Here is a 20044-nt window from a genome sequence, read left to right as displayed (position 1 = left end):
ATTGATTCATCAGAAGGGACATGATTGATGCACCTTACAGCCAGAGAGTTCACGCTCGACCTTACTTTCCCCCAGGTTATGGGGATCCTGAATGTGACCCCCGATTCATTTTCCGACGGCGGGCGACATAACACCTTAGATCTGGCGCTCAGGCATGCGCAGGCGATGGTCGATGCCGGGGCAACCATTCTCGATATTGGCGGTGAATCAACGCGGCCCGGAGCTGCAGAAGTCAGCGAAGATGAGGAACTGGCCCGCGTGGTGCCGGTCGTGGAAGCTATCGCGCGTCGTTTTGATGTCTGGATCTCCGTCGATACGTCGAAGGCCTCCGTGATCCGCGAAGCGGCAAACGCAGGCATGCATCTGATCAACGATATCCGCTCTTTGCAGGAGCCCGGCGCCTTGCAGGCCGCCGCAGAAACCGGCTTGCCTGTTTGTCTGATGCATATGCAAGGCGATCCTAAAACGATGCAGCAATCCCCGCACTACGACAACGTCGTTGCGCAGGTGGATCAGTATTTTGTTGAGCAAATTGCGCGTTGTGTGAATGCCGGCATTCCGAAAAACAAATTGCTGCTCGACCCGGGCTTCGGTTTCGGTAAAAATTTAGAACATAACTATCAGTTACTCGCCCGGTTGGCTGAGTTCCATCATTTCGGCTTGCCGCTTCTGGTGGGAATGTCGAGGAAATCGATGGTGGGACAACTTCTGCATGTCTCCCCCGAGAAGCGGGTAACCGGCAGCGTTGCCTGCGCGGTCATTGCAGCCATGCAAGGTGCTCAGATAGTCCGTGTACATGATGTTAAAGAAACCGTTGAAGCGATGCGTATCGTGGAAGCGACACTTTCTGCAAGGGATAAAAATTAATTATGAGCAACCGTAAATACTTTGGGACAGATGGCATCCGCGGAAAAGTAGGCGATACGCCGATTACGCCTGATTTTGTTCTCAAACTGGGCTGGGCTGCGGGCAAAGTGTTAGCGCGCCACGGCTCAGGTAAAGTGATCATCGGCAAAGATACGCGTATCTCCGGCTACATGCTGGAATCGGCGCTGGAAGCGGGTCTTGCGGCTGCGGGGCTGTCGGCCTCTTTCACCGGGCCAATGCCGACACCGGCGGTGGCGTATCTGACCCGCACTTTCCGTGCGGAAGCGGGCATTGTCATTTCTGCCTCGCATAACCCTTTCTATGATAACGGCATCAAATTCTTCACCATCGATGGCACAAAATTGCCCGATGAAGTGGAAGAGGCCATTGAAGCCGAACTGGAAAAACCCCTGACCTGCGTGGAATCTTCCGAGCTGGGCAAAGCCAGCCGCATCGTCGATGCCGCGGGTCGTTACATCGAATTCTGCAAAGGCACGTTCCCGAGCGAACTCAGCCTGAATGGTCTGAAAATTGTCGTGGATTGCGCCAACGGGGCAACTTATCACATTGCGCCAAGCGTGCTGCGTGAACTGGGTGCCAAAGTCATCACCATCGGCTGTGAGCCTGACGGGATGAACATCAATGAAGAATGCGGCGCAACGGATGTCCGCCAGTTGCAGCAACGCGTTCTGGCAGAAAAAGCCCACGTCGGGCTGGCATTTGACGGTGACGGCGATCGCCTGATCATGGTCGATCACGAAGGCAATAAAGTGGATGGCGACCAGATCCTCTACATCATTGCCCGTGAAGGACTCCGTCAGGGGCAGCTGAAAGGCGGTGCTGTCGGTACACTGATGAGTAACATGGGGCTTGAACTGGCTCTGAAACAGCTGGGCATTCCCTTTACCCGTGCGAAAGTGGGCGACCGCTACGTACTGGAAAAAATGCAGGAAAAAGGCTGGCGGATCGGCGCTGAAAACTCCGGGCATATCATCCTGCTGGATAAAACGACCACGGGTGACGGTATTGTTGCCGGTTTGCAAGTGCTTACCGCGATGGTGCGTAACCATATGAGTCTGCACGACCTGTGCAGCGGCATGAAGTTACTTCCGCAGATCCTGATCAACGTCCGTTTTGCGGGGGAACATGATCCTCTGGAAGCAGAAGAAGTGAAGCAGGTGACGGCTGAGGTTGAAAAACAGCTGGCCGGACGGGGCCGCGTATTGCTGCGTAAGTCTGGCACCGAACCTCTGCTGAGGGTCATGGTGGAAGGGGAAGATGCGGAACTGGTGGAAAAACTGGCTAACCGCATTGCTGACGCCGTAAAAGCAGTGAAAGCGTAAGCTGATAAAAAACGGTAAATTTTCGGTGTATGCCTGGCGACTGAACATCCCTGTCGCCGGATTTATCCAGATTTGCCGTTTTTTTCCGCAAACAAACCGTTTGATGAAAATTGCCCTTGCACGGCAATACGGCTTTGGTTAGTATTCACACCCGCTTCAGTGGGTCCTTTGATGACCTGCTAAATGGTGAGAAGCAATTGGCATGCGGTGAACCCGCGAGGATACAGGTACTACTATGTACGACGCTCTTCTGGTGATTTTCCTTATCGTAGCAATCGGGCTTGTCGCTCTGGTTATGCTGCAGCAAGGTAAAGGCGCTGATATGGGAGCCTCTTTCGGAGCAGGTGCTTCTGGCACATTGTTCGGTTCGAGTGGTTCCGGTAACTTCATGACCCGTATGACCGGCATTTTGGCAGCATTGTTCTTTATCATTAGTTTGATTCTCGGGAACATGAGCACCAATAAAGGCCAAAAAGGCAGTGAGTGGGAAAATCTGAGTCAGCCAGTGAAAACTGAGCAGACAACTGCACCGGCAGCTCCAGCAGCGCCTAACAGTGATGTTCCTCACTAAGCAGTAAACTTCTTTTAGAAAGAAGACCAGTTTTCAAACAATGGCTTATGCTCGGACAGTATAAGCGATTGCGAAAAAAAGAGTGCCGAGGTGGTGGAATTGGTAGACACGCTACCTTGAGGTGGTAGTGCCCGAATGGGCTTACGGGTTCAAGTCCCGTCCTCGGTACCAATCTTTATGATAATTTGCTTTTTAGCGATTATCGGCGTAGTATTTGCCACGTTTTCGGACGCGGGGTGGAGCAGCCTGGTAGCTCGTCGGGCTCATAACCCGAAGGTCGTCGGTTCAAATCCGGCCCCCGCAACCACTTTCCCTAAGTGTTTATTTCAAATAGACTTTCGGTCTTCCTGTGATGTTCTGCAGTTCCCATTTGAAAGCTTCGATTTGAAATAAATACTTCGCGAAAGTTGTACCGAAGCCGCTTTGCGGCGAATAGGGTCCAGTTGCATAAAGCCCCGATTTATCGGGGTTTTTTGTTATTTGGCAACAGAATCACTGGGCTATTTAGCCCTTTTTTTATGTCTTGGGGGTGGGCTTGTCCACATTAGAACAAAAATTAACAGAGCTGATTACAGCACCAGTCGAGGCACTTGGCTTTGAGCTGGTGGGCATCGAGTTCGTTCGGGCTCGCCAATCGACGTTGCGCATCTATATTGATAGTGACGCCGGGATCAATGTTGATGATTGTGCTGATGTCAGCCACCAGGTGAGCGCTGTACTGGACGTTGAAGATCCAGTCACCGTCGCCTACAACCTGGAAGTTTCCTCTCCAGGCCTTGACCGTCCTATGTTCACCGCTGAACATTATCAACGTTTTCTCGGCGACGAAGTCAGCATTGTCCTGCGTATGGCCGTGCAGAACCGTCGTAAATGGCAGGGCATTATCAAAGCTGTCGAAGGCGAGATGATCACGGTGACGGTGGAAGGGAAAGATGAAGTGTTCGCACTGAGCAACATCCAGAAAGCGAACCTGGTACCCCACTTTTAAAGAGTTTGGAAGAGGCAACTAGGATGAACAAAGAGATTCTGGCTGTTGTAGAAGCAGTTTCTAATGAAAAATCCCTCCCGCGCGAGAAGATTTTTGAAGCGCTGGAAATTGCATTATCAACGGCGACCAAGAAAAAATACGAGCAGGAAATCGAAGTCCGCGTCAGCATTGACCGCAAAACCGGTGACTTTGATACCTTCCGTCGTTGGGTGGCAGTCGACGAAGTGACTCAGCCAACCCGCGAGATCACCCTTGAAGCTGCGCAATACGAAGATCCGTCAATCGAACTCGGCGGATATATCGAAGACCAAATCGAATCGGTCACTTTCGACCGTATTACCACACAGACCGCTAAACAAGTTATCGTACAAAAAGTACGTGAAGCTGAGCGCGCGATGGTGGTCGATCAGTTCCGTGAGCAGCAAGGTGAGATCGTCACTGGCGTCGTTAAGAAAGTTAACCGCGACAGCATCGCCCTGGATTTAGGCAGCAATGCTGAAGCCGTTATCCTGCGTGAAGACATGCTTCCTCGTGAAAACTTCCGCTCCGGCGACCGTATTCGTGGCGTGTTGTATGATGTTCGCCCAGAAGCACGTGGTGCTCAGCTGTTCGTCAGCCGTTCACGTAACGAGATGCTGATTGAACTGTTCCGCATTGAAGTGCCAGAAATCGGCGAAGAGCTGATCGAAATTAAAGCGGCAGCCCGTGATCCTGGCTCCCGTGCAAAAATTGCCGTGAAAACTAACGACAAACGTATCGACCCCGTCGGTGCTTGTGTCGGCATGCGTGGTGCACGCGTTCAGGCTGTTTCCAGTGAACTGGGCGGCGAACGTATCGATATCATCCTTTGGGATGACAACCCTGCGCAATTCGTTATCAACGCCATGGCCCCGGCAGATGTCGCGTCCATCGTGGTTGATGAAGACAAGTGCACCATGGATATCGCCGTTGAAGCCAGCAATCTGGCACAGGCGATTGGCCGTAATGGCCAGAACGTGCGTTTAGCCTCCCAACTGTTGAAACAGCATCGTGGTGATGACAAGTGGGAACTGAACGTGATGACAGCAGACGACCTGCAAGCCAAACATCAGGCTGAGGCACACGCTGCGATTGATACCTTCACCAAATATCTGGCCATCGATGAAGATTTCGCCACGGTTCTGGTTGAAGAAGGTTTCTCTACGCTTGAAGAACTGGCTTACGTGCCAGTCAACGAACTGCTTGAAATCGACGGCCTGGATGAAGACACCGTGGATGCGCTGCGCGAACGTGCGAAAGAAGCGCTGACCACACTGGCTTTAGCTCAGGAAGAAAGTCTCGGTGACAAAAAGCCTGCTGACGATCTGCTTAACCTGGCGGGTCTGGAACGCAGCATGGCATTTAAACTGGCTGCACAAGGGGTTTGTACGCTGGAAGATCTTGCCGAGCAGGGTGTCGACGATCTGGCTGATATTGAAGGTCTTACTGACGAGCAGGCTGGTGAACTTATCATGGCCGCGCGCAATATCTGCTGGTTTGGCGACAACGCGTAATAAACTGTAGCAGGAAGGAACAGCATGACAGATGTAACTGTAAAATCGCTGGCGGCAGAGATTCAGACTCCGGTAGATCGCCTGGTACAGCAATTTGCTGATGCAGGGATCTCAAAGTCCGAAGCTGACTCTGTGACCCAGCAAGAAAAAGAAACTTTATTGGCGCACCTGAATGGCGGAAATGCCGGTGCGACAAACAAACTGACGTTACAACGCAAAACGCGTAGTACACTGAATATTCCGAGCACCGGCGGGAAGAGTAAATCGGTGCAAATCGAGGTCCGCAAGAAACGCACTTATGTTAAACGTGATATGACCGAGGCAGAAGTTGCCCAGGCCGAAGCGGAAGAGCAGGCGAAGCGTGACGCGGAAGAACAGGCACAGCGTGCAGCAGCAGAGCAAGCCCAGCGCGAAGCTCAGGAAAAAGCCAAACGCGCCGCCGAAGAGCAAGCTAAACGTGAGGCCGCTGATAAAGCTAAGCGTGATGCAGCGGAAAAAGATAAAGTGACCAACCAAAATACCGATGAAGTAACTAAACCAGCTCAGGCAGAGAAAGCACGCCGTGAAGCTGAAGCCGCAGAGCTTAAACGCAAAACGGAAGAAGAAGCCCAGCGTAAGATCGAAGAAAACGCTAAACGCATCGCAGAAGAGGCCCGTAAAATGGCTGACTCGGGTGTCTGGACTGAAGCTACCGCACCAAGCGAATCAGAATCTGCTGACTATCATGTCACCACTTCTACCCATGCTCGTGCCGCTGAAGACGAAAATGACGCCAAAGTTGAAGGCGAACGTCGCAGCCGTACCCGCGGTGGTAAAGCAACCAAACAGAAAAAAGGCAACAAGCTGTCCGAATCTAAAGCGGATCGCGAAGAAGCCCGTGCTGTCGGCCGTAACGGCAAAGGCAAGCGCAAGCCAAGTACGCTGCAGCAGAGCTTTAACAAGCCTGTTGTTGCCGTAAACCGCGATGTTGTCGTGGGCGAAACCATTACTGTTGCTGAGCTGGCCAATAAAATGGCAGTGAAAGGTTCTCAGGTCATCAAAACCATGATGAAACTGGGCGCTATGGCAACCATCAACCAGGTGATTGATCAGGAAACTGCTCAGCTGGTTGCAGAAGAAATGGGCCACAAAGTTATCCTGCGTCGTGAGAACGAACTGGAAGAAGCGCTGATGAGCGATCGTGACACTGGTGCTTCCGCAGCCGCTGAGCCTCGTGCTCCGGTTGTGACCATCATGGGCCACGTTGACCACGGTAAAACCTCATTGCTCGACTACATTCGTTCAACGAAAGTGGCAGCAGGCGAGGCCGGTGGTATTACTCAGCACATCGGTGCTTACCACGTAGAAACCGAAAACGGCATGATCACCTTCCTGGATACACCAGGACACGCCGCGTTTACCTCTATGCGTGCTCGTGGTGCTCAGGCAACGGACATCGTCGTTCTGGTGGTTTCCGCCGATGACGGCGTGATGCCGCAAACTATCGAAGCGGTTCAGCATGCGAAAGCGGCTGGCGTGCCAATCGTTGTTGCGGTAAACAAAATCGATAAACCAGATGCTGATCCAGACCGCGTTCGTACCGAACTGTCTCAGTACGGCGTTATGCCGGAAGAGTGGGGCGGCGAATCTCAGTTCATCCATGTTTCTGCGAAAGTCGGTACCGGTATCGACGATCTGTTGCAGGCTATCTTGCTGCAGGCCGAAGTTCTGGAACTGAAAGCTGTTCGCACTGGCATGGCAAGCGGTGTTGTGATCGAATCCTTCCTGGATAAAGGTCGTGGCCCGGTTGCTACCGTACTGGTTCAGGAAGGTACGCTGAACAAAGGCGACATCATTCTGTGCGGCTTCGAATACGGCCGTGTCCGTGCGATGCGTGACGAAATGGGTCGTGATATTACGTCTGCGGGTCCTTCTATCCCTGTCGAAGTACTGGGTCTGTCCAGTGTACCGGCTGCGGGTGATGAAGTTACCGTTGTACGTGATGAGAAAAAAGCACGTGAAGTGGCTCTGTATCGTCAGGGTAAATTCCGTGAAGTTAAACTGGCTCGCCAGCAGAAATCTAAACTGGAAAACATGTTCGCGAACATGACCGAAGGTGAAGTTTCTGAACTGAACATCGTTCTGAAGTCAGACGTTCAGGGTTCTTGTGAAGCGATTTCCGATGCATTGCAAAGCCTGTCTACTGACGAAGTTAAAGTTAAGATCGTCGGTATGGGTGTCGGTGGTATCACCGAAACTGATGCGACACTGGCTGCGGCTTCCAACGCGATCATTCTGGGCTTCAACGTCCGTGCAGATGCGTCTGCCCGCCGTGTTGTAGAAAGCGAAAGCCTGGATCTGCGTTACTACTCCGTTATCTATAACCTGATTGACGAAGTCAAACAGGCGATGAGCGGTATGTTGGCGCCAGAATACAAACAGCAAATCATCGGCCTGGCTGAAGTTCGTGACGTGTTCAAGTCACCGAAATTCGGCGCTATTGCAGGTTGTATGGTGACTGAGGGTATGATCAAGCGTAACAACCCAATCCGTGTACTGCGTGAAAACGTGGTGATCTACGAAGGCGAACTGGAATCCCTGCGTCGCTTCAAAGATGACGTTGCTGAAGTTCGTAACGGCATGGAATGTGGTATCGGCGTTAAGAACTACAACGATGTGCGTACTGGTGATGTGATCGAAGTCTTCGAAATCATCGAGATCAAACGTACTATCGCTTAACGTTTGCGAAGTAGCTGATATCCAGATGGGGGGCCTTGCGCCCCCTTATTTGTCTGGAGCAAGTGAGGAGAAAAGCATCATGGCAAAAGAATTTAGCCGTACTCAGCGTGTCTCTCAGGAGATGCAAAAAGAAATCGCCATCATCTTACAGCGCGAAGTCAAAGACCCGCGCGTAGGCATGGCGACAGTGTCAGGCGTTGAAGTTTCACGTGATCTGGCTTACGCCAAAGTGTTCGTGACCTTCCTGGACGTGCTGACGACTGACAACCACGATCCTGATCGTGTTAAAAATGGCATCAAAGCCTTGCAGGACGCGTCAGGTTTCATCCGTACGTTGATCGGCAAAGCGATGCGTTTACGTGTCGTGCCAGAACTGACTTTCGCTTACGACAACTCTTTGGTTGAAGGTATGCGTATGTCCAATCTGGTTACCAACGTCGTGAAAAACGATGCTGAACGCCGTTCAGCTGCAGGCGATGACGAGGACGCATAATGAGTCGCCCACGTCGCCGCGGCCGTGATATACACGGCGTTCTGCTACTGGACAAATCTTTAGGCTTGTCTTCTAACGATGCCCTGCAAAAGGTTAAACGCCTGTATAACGCCAACCGCGCAGGACACACCGGTGCGCTCGATCCTTTAGCGACCGGCATGTTGCCGCTGTGCTTAGGCGAGGCGACCAAGTTTTCCCGGTTCCTGCTCGATTCTGACAAACGCTATCGCGTGATTGCCCGCATGGGACAACGCACAGATACGTCAGATGCTGAAGGCACCATCATTTCCGAACGTGAAATGACCTTCTCTCAGCAGCAACTGGATGACGCACTCGACAGTTTCCGTGGGGAAACCCAGCAAATTCCTTCCATGTATTCAGCACTGAAATATGAAGGGAAGAAATTGTATGAGTATGCCCGTCAGGGTATCGAAGTGCCGCGTGAATCGCGCAGTATTACCGTGTATGAACTGAAATTCATACGCTGGGAAGGCTTTGAAGTTGAGCTGGAAATCCATTGCTCAAAAGGCACTTACATCCGCACGATTGTGGATGATCTGGGCGAGAAGCTGGGCTGTGGCGCACACGTCACCTATCTGCGTCGTTTGCAGGTGGCAACGTATCCTTCAGAGCGGATGGTCACCATGGAAAAACTCCATGAAATGATCGCTCAGGCAGAAGAGCAGGGTATTGAACCGCGCTTACTGCTGGATCCATTGTTGTTGCCGATGGACAGCGCATGTGAAGACTTCCCGGAAGTGAATCTGCTGCCTGTGGTCGCCGGCTATGTCAAACAGGGTCAACCTGTGCAGGCATCGGGCGCGCCAGTCAGCGGCATGGTTCGCATCACCGAAGGCGAAGAACGTAAGTTTATTGGTGTAGGCGAAATCGATGATGATGGCCGCATTGCGCCGCGTCGTTTAGTGGTCGAATACACGGATTAAGCGCTTTCTGCTCACCTTGCGATCATATATAGCAAAGGGTAGAATAGCGCAGCTTATGCATTGGGTTGCTGAATTAGAGATCGGCACCCGTTTAATTATCTATAATATTTTGGAGTAAGATTATGTCTCTAAGCGTTGAAGCTAAGGCTCAGATCGTTTCCGACTTCGGTCGCGGCACTAACGACAGTGGTTCTACCGAAGTTCAGGTTGCTCTGCTGACTGCTCAAATTAACCATCTGCAAGGTCACTTTGCAGAGCACAAAAAAGATCACCACAGCCGTCGTGGTCTGCTGCGTATGGTTTCTCAGCGTCGTAAACTGCTGGACTACCTGAAGCGTAAAGATGTAGCACGTTACACCAGCCTGATCGAACGTCTGGGTCTGCGTCGCTAATCAAGCGAGTTTCAGTGTAAAGGGGCCAATAGGCCCCTTTATTCTAGGAAGCAAAGCCAAATCAGGGTACTGTATGGCTGCTGTTTCTACTGTTATTCTAAGAACATGAACTTCCGTTACAGATGTTTTCGCGCGGCTAATGAGAGACTTTATTGCCACTTTGTCAGGTAAATAAGGATTGTCATTAGTCGCGAGAATGTAGTGAGAAGCTCGGATATTTATCGGTGTGAACTGCTGTCATAACAGCTGCGCACCATACAAAAGGATATTACATTGCTTAATCCGACTATTCGTAAATTCCAATACGGCCAGCACACCGTTACGCTGGAAACCGGCATGATGGCTCGTCAGGCAACTGCCGCTGTTATGGTTAGCATGGACGACACCGCGGTATTCGTTACCGTTGTTGGCCAGAAAAAAGCCAAACCAGGTCAGAGCTTCTTCCCGCTGACGGTTAACTATCAGGAGCGTACTTACGCTGCTGGTCGTATCCCGGGTAGCTTCTTCCGTCGAGAAGGCCGTCCAAGCGAAGGCGAAACCCTGACTTCACGTCTGATTGACCGTCCGATTCGTCCTCTGTTCCCGGACTCCTTCCTGAATGAAGTTCAGGTTATCGCGACTGTGGTTTCCCTGAACCCACAAGTTAACCCTGACATCGTTGCGATGATCGGTGCGTCTGCTGCCCTGAGCCTGTCTGGTATTCCATTCAACGGCCCAATCGGTGCTGCACGCGTTGGTTACATCAACGACCAGTACGTTCTGAACCCAACCGCAGATGAGCTGAAAACAAGCCGTCTGGACCTGGTTGTTGCCGGTACTCAGGGCGCGGTTCTGATGGTTGAATCTGAAGCTGAAGTGCTGAGCGAAGATCAGATGCTGGGCGCGGTCGTATTCGGCCACGAACAACAACAAATCGTTATCGACAACATCAACTCACTGGTTGCTGAAGCCGGTAAGCCAAAATGGGACTGGCAGCCAGAAGTGGTTAACGCTGAGCTGCATGCCCGCGTTGCTGCACTGTCTGAATCCCGTCTGGGTGATGCGTATCTGATCACCGAGAAACAAGAGCGTTACAACCAGATCAACGCGATCAAGGCTGACGTTGTTCAGGCTCTGCAAGCTGAAGACGAATCCCTGGACGCTGGCGAAATCTCTGACATTCTGGGCAGCATCGAGAAGAACGTCGTGCGTAGCCGTGTGCTGCGTGGCGAACCGCGTATCGATGGCCGTGAAAAAGACATGATCCGTGGTCTGGACGTGCGTACTGGCGTTCTGCCACGTACCCATGGTTCTGCTCTGTTCACCCGTGGTGAAACTCAGGCGCTGGTAACTGCAACACTGGGTACTGCCCGTGATGCACAGAACCTGGATGAGCTGATGGGCGAGAAAACTGACAGCTTCCTGTTCCACTACAATTTCCCTCCATACTCTGTAGGTGAAACCGGGATGGTGGGTTCGCCAAAACGTCGTGAGATTGGCCATGGCCGTCTTGCTAAACGTGGCGTGCTGGCGATGATGCCAAAACCAGAAGACTTCCCGTACACCGTACGTGTGGTTTCTGAAATCACTGAATCTAACGGTTCATCTTCAATGGCTTCTGTTTGTGGCGCATCTCTGGCCCTGATGGATGCAGGCGTGCCGATTAAAGCCGCTGTTGCGGGTATCGCAATGGGTCTGGTTAAAGAAGGCGAAAGCTTTATCGTTCTGTCCGACATTCTGGGTGACGAAGATCACTTGGGCGACATGGACTTTAAAGTGGCCGGTAGCCGCGACGGTATCACCGCGCTGCAGATGGACATTAAAATCGAAGGTATCACCCGCGAAATCATGCAGGTGGCTCTGAACCAGGCTAAGGGTGCGCGTCTGCACATTCTGGGCGTGATGGAACAGGCTATCAGCACCCCACGTGGCGATATCTCTCAGTTTGCTCCACGCATCCACACCATCAAGATCAGCCCGGACAAAATCAAGGACGTGATCGGTAAAGGTGGTTCTGTGATCCGTGCGCTGACTGAAGAAACAGGCACCACGATCGAAATCGAAGATGACGGTACTGTGAAAATCGCAGCAACCGACGGCGAGAAAGCAAAATACGCTATCCGTCGTATCGAAGAGATCACTGCTGAAATCGAAGTTGGCCGTATCTATCAGGGTAAAGTGACCCGTATCGTAGACTTTGGCGCATTTGTTGCCATCGGCGGCGGTAAAGAAGGTCTGGTTCACATCTCTCAGATCGCTGACAAGCGTGTTGAGAAAGTGACTGATTACCTGCAGATGGGTCAGGAAGTGCCGGTTAAAGTTCTCGAAGTTGACCGTCAGGGTCGTGTGCGTCTGAGCATCAAAGAAGCTACCGCACCTTCTCAGGACGAAACAACTGAGCAACCTGCAGCAGAATAATCCGTAACAGAAGTTTTACAGCTCCTTTCCATCTGGAAGGGAGCTGTTCGTCTCACGGACGCAGGACGCGTTTGTGTTAAGCAAGCGGATGACAGGATGTTCATCCAATGTTTGTCTCCGGGAGTAGAAATGAAGCCTTTCTTGCGCTGGTGTTATGTTGCGACAGCACTTATGTTGGCAGGATGCAGCAACCATGATTGGCGTAAAAATGAAGTTCTGGCGATTCCGTTGCAGCCGACGTTGCAGCAGGAAGTCATCCTGGCACGCATGGAACAAATACTTGCCAGTCGGTCATTAACCGATGATGAGAGAGCACAGCTATTATATGAGCGCGGTGTGCTGTATGATAGTCTCGGGCTAAGAGCACTGGCGCGAAATGATTTTTCACAAGCGCTGTCTATTCGTCCTGATATGCCAGAAGTTTTTAACTACCTGGGGATTTACCTAACGCAGGCAGGCAATTTCGATGCTGCCTATGAAGCGTTTGATTCTGTACTAGAGCTTGATCCAACTTACAACTACGCGCGTTTGAACCGAGGTATCGCCCTGTATTACGGTGGCCGATTCTCGTTAGCGCAGGATGATCTGCAGGCGTTTTATCGAGACGATCCAAATGATCCCTTCCGTTCGTTATGGCTTTATCTTGCGGAGCGAGAAATCAATCCGAAGAATGCCGACGTAGCGCTGCAACAGCGTTATGACAAAGCGGACAGAGGGCAATGGGGATGGAATATCGTCGAATTCTACCTGGGCAAAATCAGCGAATCTACGCTGATGGAACGCCTCAAGGCAGAAGCAACGGATAACACTTCGCTCGCTGAGCATCTCAGTGAAACTGACTTCTATTTAGGTAAGCATTACCTAAGTCTGGGGGACAAGAACAGCGCTGCGGCACTGTTCAAACTGACGGTAGCTAACAACGTTCATAACTTTGTTGAGCACCGCTATGCATTGTTGGAATTGGCGCTTTTGGGCCATGAGCAAGACGACCTATCAGAATCGGACCAGCAATAGCTGACGACACCAATCAGCCTGATTAATCATGGTTTTTACCATTTTTAAGCGCCTTAACGGGCGAGGGTTGCTTTGTTCGTTTTATAATCTAATTTGAGCCGGTTCACACTTTTCAATGAAAATGACTGAAAATTTTCTCGACGAGTTATGTAGACTGGCTGCCATTATTAATGAGGCACGTGTACATGACTACTGAGCTTGAAACCTCTTTTGCTGACCTGGGGCTGTCTGCTCCGATCATTTCTGCCCTGACTGATTTGGGCTACGAAAAACCTTCACCAATCCAGGCTGAGTGTATTCCTCACCTGTTAAATGGCCGCGACGTTCTGGGTATGGCTCAGACTGGTTCCGGTAAAACAGCTGCATTCTCCTTACCGCTGCTGCACAACATTGATGCTTCACTGAAAGCACCACAAATTCTTGTTCTGGCACCGACCCGCGAACTGGCGGTTCAGGTTGCTGAAGCAATGACTGATTTCTCTAAACACATGCATGGCGTGAATGTGGTTGCCCTTTACGGCGGCCAGCGCTATGACGTCCAGTTGCGCGCACTGCGTCAGGGACCACAAGTTGTTGTGGGTACACCGGGCCGTCTGCTGGACCACCTGAAACGCGGCACCCTGAACCTCTCTAACCTGAGCGGTCTGGTGCTGGACGAAGCCGATGAAATGCTGCGTATGGGCTTCATCGAAGACGTCGAAACTATCATGGCGCAGATCCCGGCTGAACATCAGACCGCGTTGTTCTCTGCAACCATGCCAGAAGCTATCCGTCGCATTACCCGTCGCTTCATGAAAGAGCCTCAGGAAGTGCGCATCCAGTCAAGCGTGACAACCCGTCCTGACATCAGCCAGAGCTACTGGTCTGTGTACGGCCTGCGTAAAAACGAAGCACTGGTACGTTTCCTGGAAGCAGAAGATTTTGATGCGGCGATTATCTTCGTTCGTACCAAAAACGCGACCCTGGAAGTGGCTGAAGCCCTGGAACGTAGCGGCTACAGCAGCGCTGCACTGAACGGTGACATGAACCAGGCGCTGCGTGAGCAGACTCTGGAACGTCTGAAAGATGGCCGTCTGGACATTCTGATCGCAACCGACGTGGCAGCACGTGGTCTTGACGTAGAACGTATCAGCCTGGTTGTTAACTACGACATTCCGATGGACTCAGAATCTTACGTTCACCGTATCGGTCGTACCGGTCGTGCTGGCCGTGCAGGTCGCGCATTACTGTTCGTTGAGAACCGTGAACGTCGTCTGCTGCGTAACATTGAACGCACCATGAAGCTGACCATTCCGGAAGTTGAAATCCCAACTGCAGAAGTTCTGGGCGAACGTCGTCTGGCTAAGTTTGCAGCGAAAGTTCAGCAACAACTGGAAAGCAGCGATCTGGATCAGTACCGTGCGCTGCTGGCGAAACTGCAACCTGCAGAAGAGCTCGACGTGGAAACACTGGCTGCGGCACTGCTGAAAATGGCACAGGGCGAACGTCCTCTGATCGTTGCAGCGGATCCGGTCTTCAAAAGCCGTCCACCACGTCGTGAATTTGAAGACCGTGGCGACCGCGGTGATCGTGGCGATCGTCGTGACCGTCCGGCTCGCAGCAATGACCGTCCTGCACGTGATGGCGACAGCCCACGTCGTGAGCGTCGTGACGCTGGCGAAATGGAACTGTATCGCATCGAAGTGGGTCGTGATGATGGTGTTGAAGTTCGTCACATCGTTGGCGCTATCGCTAACGAAGGCGACATCAGCAGCCGTTACATCGGTAACATCAAGCTGTTCGGTACGCACTCTACTATCGAACTGCCGAAAGGTATGCCGGGCGAGATCCTGTCTCACTTCACCCGTACGCGTATCCTGAACAAACCGATGAACATGCAGCTGATCGGTGATGCGGTGCCACAAGCTCCACGTCGTGATCGTCCGGCCGGTGCTGGCGGTGAGCGTCGTGGTAACGGTGCTCCGCGTCCATTCAACGGTGAACGTCGTGAAGGTGGCCGTGGTAACGGTGCTCCACGTTCTTTCAGCGGTGATCGTCGTGAAGGTTCTTCAGCTGCTGGCGACCGTCGTCCGCCAAGCCGCGCACCACGTCGTACTTCTGACGCATAATCTGCATTCAGTTCGCTGAACGTCAGATAATAAAAAACCAGCCTTCACCGGCTGGTTTTTTTTCGTCCTGAATTCAGGAAAGCGATTAGCTGATGCGCTGTTCTTTGACCAGTTCACCCTGCAACTGCGAAACGATTTCAAAGGAATGCAGACGTGCCTGATGATCAAAAATCTGGCCGTTGATCATCAGTTCATCGGCTTCGGTTTCGCGCAGAATGTTTTGCAGACCCTGACGCACCGTCTCCTGATTACCGACCACCGACATGCGCAACGCATTATCCACACCAAAGCGTTCCTGAGCTGACCACAAGCTTTCGATGTTATCGACCGGTGCAGGCAGTTTGCCCGGCATTCCGCGACGCAGATTAATGAACTGCTGCTGGTTGGAGGTAAACATGCGGCGCGCTTCTTCATCTGTATCCGCGGCGATAGCATTGATACAGACCATCGCATGCGGTTTCTCAAGCTGTGCTGAAGGCTGGAATTTGCTGCGATAAATCGCCAGTGCCTGATAAAGCATGTCCGGCGCGAAGTGCGAGGCGAAGGCAAACGGCAACCCAAGCGCCGCCGCCAGCTGGGCGCTGTACAGGCTTGAACCCAGTAACCATATTGGCACATGTAAACCTTGTCCCGGCACCGCCTGAACGGCCTGCTGCGGCTGAACGTCGCCGAAATACAGCTGCAATTCCTGTACATCCTGCGGGAAATTATCGACCTCACCGGAAAGATGGCGGCGCAGTGCAATCATCGTACGCTGATCGGTGCCCGGCGCGCGGCCCAGCCCCAGATCCACACGGTTCGGATACAGCGTGGCGAGCGTGCCGAACTGTTCAGCAATCACCAGCGGTGAGTGGTTGGGCAGCATCACGCCGCCGGAACCGACGCGGATGGTTTTCGTGCCGCCCGCAATATAGCCCAGCAGCACGGAAGTGGCCGCGCTGGCAATGCCGGTCATGTTGTGATGCTCAGCCATCCAGTAACGTTGATAGCCCCATTTTTCCGCGTTCTGCGCCAGTTCCAGTGAACACTGGAAGGCGCGGGCAGGATCGGCACCTTGCGGAACGGGAGCCAGGTCGAGCACGGAAAGGGGAACGGTATTTTTATCAGACATAATCGCGGCTCACTCTTGATGGAGGTGAGGGGAGAAGCATTCACTCCGCTCATAATTAGAACGAGTATTACCCAATAATGGCGTATTGAATACGGCATTTGTGCCCTTACATGCCGTTTAAACATCCTAAAAACAGATTGAAATAACTTAAACTATCATTTCGGCCAATATGTTGTTTTGTGTTAAAAACTCTCTGTTCACCCCGTTATTATTGAATCTGGCGAACAAAAAGGATGTCGCACCGATGAGTAAACGAATTTTACTGACCCTGCTGCTGGTTGCAGTCGCGGTTTCTCTGGCGGTGCTGTTTCGTGCGCACAATCAGGATCTGTTGTTACAGGGCGAAGTTGACGCGCCGGAAGTGATTGTGGCGTCGAAAGCCAAAGGCCGTGTGATTGAACGCCATGTGGAGCGCGGCGACGATGTTAAAGCCGGACAGCTGTTGATCACCCTCGACAGCCCTGAGCTGATGGCGCAGTTACGCGCCGCCGAAGCTGCCCGCGATCAGGCAAAAGCTCAGCTTGATCTCTCCGTTAACGGCACCCGCGAAGAAAGTATCCGTAACCTGAAGGCGACGCTGGCGCAGTCTCAGGCGGAATACATCAATGCCCGTGACCTCTACAACCGTAACGCCAAAGTGGCCGCGAAAGGGTTTATTTCGGCTTCTGATTTAGAAGATTCCCGCCGTGCCCGTGACAGTGCCTATCAGCAGGTATTAGTCGCCAAAGCCAATCTGGACGAAGGCGTGAACGGCGACCGTGTCGAACAGCGCGAAAGCTATGCCGCGCAGTTGCGGCAGGCGGAAGAAGATCTGCTGGAAGTGAAAGCGCAAACCGATGATTTACAGGTCAAAGCGCCGGTTGATGGCGAGGTCGGGCCGATCCCGGTAGAAGTGGGCGAGCTGCAAAGCGCTTCCAGCCCGTTGCTGACCTTAGTCCGTCTGCCGGATGCCTATTTCGTGTTTAACCTGCGTGAAGATATTCTGGCAGGCGTGCGCAAGGGCGACAAAGTGCAGATGCGCGTTCCCGCGCTGAATAACCAGATGATTGAAGCTGAAGTGCGCTACATTGCGCCGCTTGGTGATTACGCCACCAAACGTGCCACGCGCGCGACCGGTGACTTCGATTTGAAAACCTTTGAAGTGCGTCTGTATCCCGCGAAGCCTGTGCCCGGCCTGCGTCAGGGCATGAGCGCGTTATGGCAATGGAAGGCGAAGTGAAGCCGGTTAAAGCGCCGCGCAGCGAAAGGATAAAAGCCGCATGGCGCTGTTTCAGTCGTGCTTTTACCCGCGAGACCCGACATGCTTTCCGCAAGCCGGTGATCCACTGGCTGTGCTGGATTTTTCCTTTGCTGTTGTTCGGCCTGATCAGCAGTAACTTCTCTGAAGGCACCTTGCTGGATTTGCCGGTCTCGGTGGTGGATAACGATCACAGCTCGCTGTCGAAAACGCTGACCCGCAAACTGGATGCCGGATCACACGCGCATGTGCAGGCCTTTGCGGGCGGATTACCGGAGGCGGAATACCGTCTGCGTACCGCGCAGGATTACGCCCTGTTGTATATTCCTGATGATTTTGAAGCGGACGTGCTGGCGGGAAAACAACCCAGCGCCGTGCTCTATTACAACGCCTTATTTTACGGTGCCGGCCTGTATTCCACTCAGGATTTCAGCGGGCTGATCACCGAACTTAACACCAGCTACCGTTCTATAATAGCGACGAAAATTGGCAAAACGCTGCCGTCGCTGGCCAGCGTCGACGTCTCTTACGGCAGCCTGTTCAATGCCAGCGGCAGTTACATTTATTATCAGCAATTTGCGGCGACCATCCATCTGCTGCAACTGTTCACCGTGACCTGCATGATTTACGTGATGGCGCGCAGTCAGGCGTTACTCAGTGCGCCGTCTTTCACCCTGGCGCTGCTCGGCAAACTCGCCCCCTACACCTTGTGTTTCACTACCTTACTGATGGTAGAAATCGCCATGCTGGTGGGCTTTTTCGATGCGCGAGTCAGCGGTAATCCGTTGTATATGCTGGTGATTGGTTTCTTCTATGTCATCGCCGCGCAAAGTCTCGGTTTACTGCTGTTCACTTTCACCAAAACCACCATCACGGCATACACCATGATGGGGATTTTCGTCAGTATCGCGCTGACGTTTTCCGGCATGGCGATCCCGGTCTTGTCGATGCCGCTGCCTGCGCGGATTATTTCCGGTATCGAACCGCTGAGTTACGCGCTGGCCGCCATGTTTGACGTCTTCCTGCGCGAAGTCTCGGTGCGCGGCATACTGATGGTGTGCTGCATACTGCTGATCTATCCGTTACTGACCAGCCTGCTGGTGCGCAAGCGCCTGTATATGCGGATGAAACAACAGGAGCCAGGCCAATGACCGGTCGCGAGTGGTGTAAAACCTGGTGGAAAACGTTCAGCAAAGTGCTGACCGGATTGCTCGATAAGCCGATGTGGATGATGCTGCTGCTTTCGCTGTGCGTGATGAGTCTGGTGTATGCCAACCGCACGGTATGGGATTTGCCGGTGGCCGTGATCGACCAGGATCACAGCACGGCCAGCCGTATGCTGGCGCGCCAGCTCGATGCGGGATCGAAAATCGCCACGGTGGCTTATGACAATCTGGCTGAGGCGGAACACGATCTGGCGCTGCGGAAACTGTTTGCGGTGATCATCATGCCGGTCGATCTGGAGAAGAAGATCCTCGCCGGGCAAAACATCGTGATCCCGGTGTATGGCGATGCCACCAACCGGCTGGCGAACGGCCAGATCCAGCAGGACGTGCTGTCGGCGTATCAGTCGATCCTCACGCAGTACAACACCGATCTGCTGCTCAGCAACGGTTTCAGCGAGCGACAGGCCAGCGTGGTGCTTTCACCGATCCTCGGCCAGTCTCTTGATGTGTTTAACCCCGGCATCAGCTTTGCGGCGATTATTTTCCCCGGCTTGCTGGTGATGTTATTGCAGCACTCCTTGCTGATCGCCAGCGTACGCGTCAGCATTGTGCTCAACAGCGGCCCGTCTGGGAAACCGGCGATCCCGGCGTTTCTGGGCGGCATTTCGGCGCTGATCCCGGTCTGGCTGTTTCTGTCGATCGTCTTATTTGTGCTGTGGCCTTGGGTGCTGGGCTACCGGCAGACCGCCAGTATTCCGGAGATCCTGCTGCTGACCTTCCCGTTCCTGCTGGCGGTGCTGGGGCTTGGAAAGCTGGTGACAGAATGTCTGCGCAGCGTGGAGCTGATCTACCTGACGCTGGCGTTTCTGACCACGCCGGTGTTCTACATTTCCGGCACCATCTGGCCGTTACAGGCGATGCCTGCGTGGGTCAGGGCGATCTCTTCGATGCTGCCTTCAACGTGGGCGACCAAGGCGATTGCTGGCGTGAATCAGATGGGATTGCCGTTCAAAGACGTCGGCGGCGACATTCTGATGCTGCTGATCCTTTGTGGCTTTTACACCTTTATTGGCATTGCGGTGGGCATGCTGCGCGATGGCGTCCGGTTGCGGGCGATGTTCAGGCCGAAACCTCCGCACGCATAAAAAAAGGGAGATGACCGC

General features: G+C 52.9%; 16 protein-coding genes and 2 tRNA genes. 17 read left to right on the top strand and 1 reads right to left on the bottom strand.

The window, feature by feature from the left end:
* The first annotated feature begins 27 nt into the window (after nt 1–27).
* From folP to EDF78_RS14510, 14 genes are all read left to right on the top strand, one after another.
* A complete protein-coding gene (folP, locus tag EDF78_RS14580; protein ID WP_095923659.1) occupies nt 28–867 on the top strand; it encodes a dihydropteroate synthase in 840 nt (279 codons plus the stop codon).
* Nucleotides 868–869: 2 nt separating this feature from the next.
* Entirely contained in the window at nt 870–2210 is a 1341-nt protein-coding gene (gene glmM, locus EDF78_RS14575; protein WP_095923658.1) for a phosphoglucosamine mutase, read from the top strand.
* 235 nt (nt 2211–2445) lie between these two features.
* Nucleotides 2446–2781 carry a preprotein translocase subunit SecG gene (secG, locus tag EDF78_RS14570; protein ID WP_095923657.1) on the top strand — a complete coding sequence of 112 codons (336 nt, stop codon included), beginning with the start codon at nt 2446–2448 and terminating at the stop codon, nt 2779–2781.
* A gap of 84 nt (nt 2782–2865) precedes the next feature.
* Nucleotides 2866–2952: transfer RNA gene (locus EDF78_RS14565), tRNA-Leu, on the top strand.
* 59 nt (nt 2953–3011) lie between these two features.
* A tRNA-Met gene (locus tag EDF78_RS14560) sits at nt 3012–3088 on the top strand.
* Nucleotides 3089–3316: 228 nt separating this feature from the next.
* Nucleotides 3317–3769, top strand: a complete 453-nt coding sequence (gene rimP, locus EDF78_RS14555) for a ribosome maturation factor RimP (RefSeq protein ID WP_147243271.1) — start codon at nt 3317–3319, stop codon at nt 3767–3769.
* Between the two features lie 23 nt (nt 3770–3792).
* Nucleotides 3793–5301, top strand: a complete 1509-nt coding sequence (gene nusA / locus EDF78_RS14550; protein ID WP_119823399.1) for a transcription termination factor NusA — start codon at nt 3793–3795, stop codon at nt 5299–5301.
* A 24-nt stretch (nt 5302–5325) separates the two neighbouring features.
* A complete protein-coding gene (infB, locus tag EDF78_RS14545; protein WP_095923655.1) occupies nt 5326–8019 on the top strand; it encodes a translation initiation factor IF-2 in 2694 nt (897 codons plus the stop codon).
* Between the two features lie 79 nt (nt 8020–8098).
* Nucleotides 8099–8512: a 30S ribosome-binding factor RbfA gene (rbfA, locus tag EDF78_RS14540; protein ID WP_095923654.1), complete on the top strand. Its 414-nt coding sequence runs from the start codon at nt 8099–8101 to the stop codon at nt 8510–8512.
* The gene (truB, locus tag EDF78_RS14535; protein WP_133823349.1) at nt 8512–9456 is read left to right on the top strand and encodes a tRNA pseudouridine(55) synthase TruB; all 945 of its coding nucleotides are present in this window, start codon (nt 8512–8514) and stop codon (nt 9454–9456) included. Before rbfA ends, truB begins: the two co-directional genes overlap by 1 nt.
* 122 nt (nt 9457–9578) lie before the next feature.
* Nucleotides 9579–9848 carry a 30S ribosomal protein S15 gene (rpsO, locus tag EDF78_RS14530; protein ID WP_014333706.1) on the top strand — a complete coding sequence of 90 codons (270 nt, stop codon included), beginning with the start codon at nt 9579–9581 and terminating at the stop codon, nt 9846–9848.
* Between the two features lie 273 nt (nt 9849–10121).
* Nucleotides 10122–12245: a polyribonucleotide nucleotidyltransferase gene (gene pnp / locus EDF78_RS14525; RefSeq protein WP_133823348.1), complete on the top strand. Its 2124-nt coding sequence runs from the start codon at nt 10122–10124 to the stop codon at nt 12243–12245.
* Between the two features lie 129 nt (nt 12246–12374).
* A complete protein-coding gene (nlpI, locus tag EDF78_RS14520; protein ID WP_014333708.1) occupies nt 12375–13259 on the top strand; it encodes a lipoprotein NlpI in 885 nt (294 codons plus the stop codon).
* A gap of 185 nt (nt 13260–13444) precedes the next feature.
* Nucleotides 13445–15367 carry a DEAD/DEAH family ATP-dependent RNA helicase gene (locus tag EDF78_RS14510; protein ID WP_095923651.1) on the top strand — a complete coding sequence of 641 codons (1923 nt, stop codon included), beginning with the start codon at nt 13445–13447 and terminating at the stop codon, nt 15365–15367.
* A gap of 85 nt (nt 15368–15452) precedes the next feature.
* Here the strand turns inward: EDF78_RS14510 and EDF78_RS14505 are convergent, their stop codons facing one another.
* A complete protein-coding gene (locus EDF78_RS14505) occupies nt 15453–16478 on the bottom strand; it encodes a luciferase-like monooxygenase (protein ID WP_095923650.1) in 1026 nt (341 codons plus the stop codon).
* Nucleotides 16479–16722: 244 nt separating this feature from the next.
* On the opposite strand from EDF78_RS14505, the gene EDF78_RS14500 reads away from it, so the two are divergent.
* Genes EDF78_RS14500 through EDF78_RS14490 form a run of 3 tightly spaced genes read left to right on the top strand, consistent with a single transcriptional unit; the run spans nt 16723 to nt 20026 of the window.
* Nucleotides 16723–17697, top strand: a complete 975-nt coding sequence (locus EDF78_RS14500) for an efflux RND transporter periplasmic adaptor subunit (RefSeq protein ID WP_095925225.1) — start codon at nt 16723–16725, stop codon at nt 17695–17697.
* Nucleotides 17682–18866, top strand: a complete 1185-nt coding sequence (locus EDF78_RS14495) for an ABC transporter permease (protein ID WP_195818098.1) — start codon at nt 17682–17684, stop codon at nt 18864–18866. Before EDF78_RS14500 ends, EDF78_RS14495 begins: the two co-directional genes overlap by 16 nt.
* On the top strand, nt 18863–20026 hold the full coding sequence (locus EDF78_RS14490; RefSeq protein ID WP_095923649.1) for an ABC transporter permease: 1164 nt from the start codon (nt 18863–18865) through the stop codon (nt 20024–20026). The genes EDF78_RS14495 and EDF78_RS14490 overlap by 4 nt, the downstream gene beginning before the upstream one ends.
* Nucleotides 20027–20044 lie beyond the last annotated feature (18 nt).

The organism is Rahnella sp. BIGb0236 (assembly GCF_004364755.1).
Lineage (GTDB): Bacteria > Pseudomonadota > Gammaproteobacteria > Enterobacterales > Enterobacteriaceae > Rahnella > Rahnella victoriana.
The sequence above is the reverse complement of the archived record's forward strand: the minus strand, read 5'-3'. Positions and strand labels throughout refer to the sequence as shown.

Excerpts from the sequence above, each read along its gene's own strand:
- folP (WP_095923659.1), top strand. The coding sequence starts at position 28 with ATGCACCTTACAGCCAGAGAGTTCACGCTCGACCTTACTTTCCCCCAG.
- glmM (WP_095923658.1), top strand. The coding sequence starts at position 870 with ATGAGCAACCGTAAATACTTTGGGACAGATGGCATCCGCGGAAAAGTA.
- secG (WP_095923657.1), top strand. The coding sequence starts at position 2,446 with ATGTACGACGCTCTTCTGGTGATTTTCCTTATCGTAGCAATCGGGCTT.
- nusA (WP_119823399.1), top strand. The coding sequence starts at position 3,793 with ATGAACAAAGAGATTCTGGCTGTTGTAGAAGCAGTTTCTAATGAAAAA.
- infB (WP_095923655.1), top strand. The coding sequence starts at position 5,326 with ATGACAGATGTAACTGTAAAATCGCTGGCGGCAGAGATTCAGACTCCG.
- rbfA (WP_095923654.1), top strand. The coding sequence starts at position 8,099 with ATGGCAAAAGAATTTAGCCGTACTCAGCGTGTCTCTCAGGAGATGCAA.
- truB (WP_133823349.1), top strand. The coding sequence starts at position 8,512 with ATGAGTCGCCCACGTCGCCGCGGCCGTGATATACACGGCGTTCTGCTA.
- rpsO (WP_014333706.1), top strand. The coding sequence starts at position 9,579 with ATGTCTCTAAGCGTTGAAGCTAAGGCTCAGATCGTTTCCGACTTCGGT.
- nlpI (WP_014333708.1), top strand. The coding sequence starts at position 12,375 with ATGAAGCCTTTCTTGCGCTGGTGTTATGTTGCGACAGCACTTATGTTG.
- EDF78_RS14510 (WP_095923651.1), top strand. The coding sequence starts at position 13,445 with ATGACTACTGAGCTTGAAACCTCTTTTGCTGACCTGGGGCTGTCTGCT.
- EDF78_RS14505 (WP_095923650.1), bottom strand. The coding sequence starts at position 16,478 with ATGTCTGATAAAAATACCGTTCCCCTTTCCGTGCTCGACCTGGCTCCC.
- EDF78_RS14500 (WP_095925225.1), top strand. The coding sequence starts at position 16,723 with ATGAGTAAACGAATTTTACTGACCCTGCTGCTGGTTGCAGTCGCGGTT.
- EDF78_RS14495 (WP_195818098.1), top strand. The coding sequence starts at position 17,682 with ATGGAAGGCGAAGTGAAGCCGGTTAAAGCGCCGCGCAGCGAAAGGATA.
- EDF78_RS14490 (WP_095923649.1), top strand. The coding sequence starts at position 18,863 with ATGACCGGTCGCGAGTGGTGTAAAACCTGGTGGAAAACGTTCAGCAAA.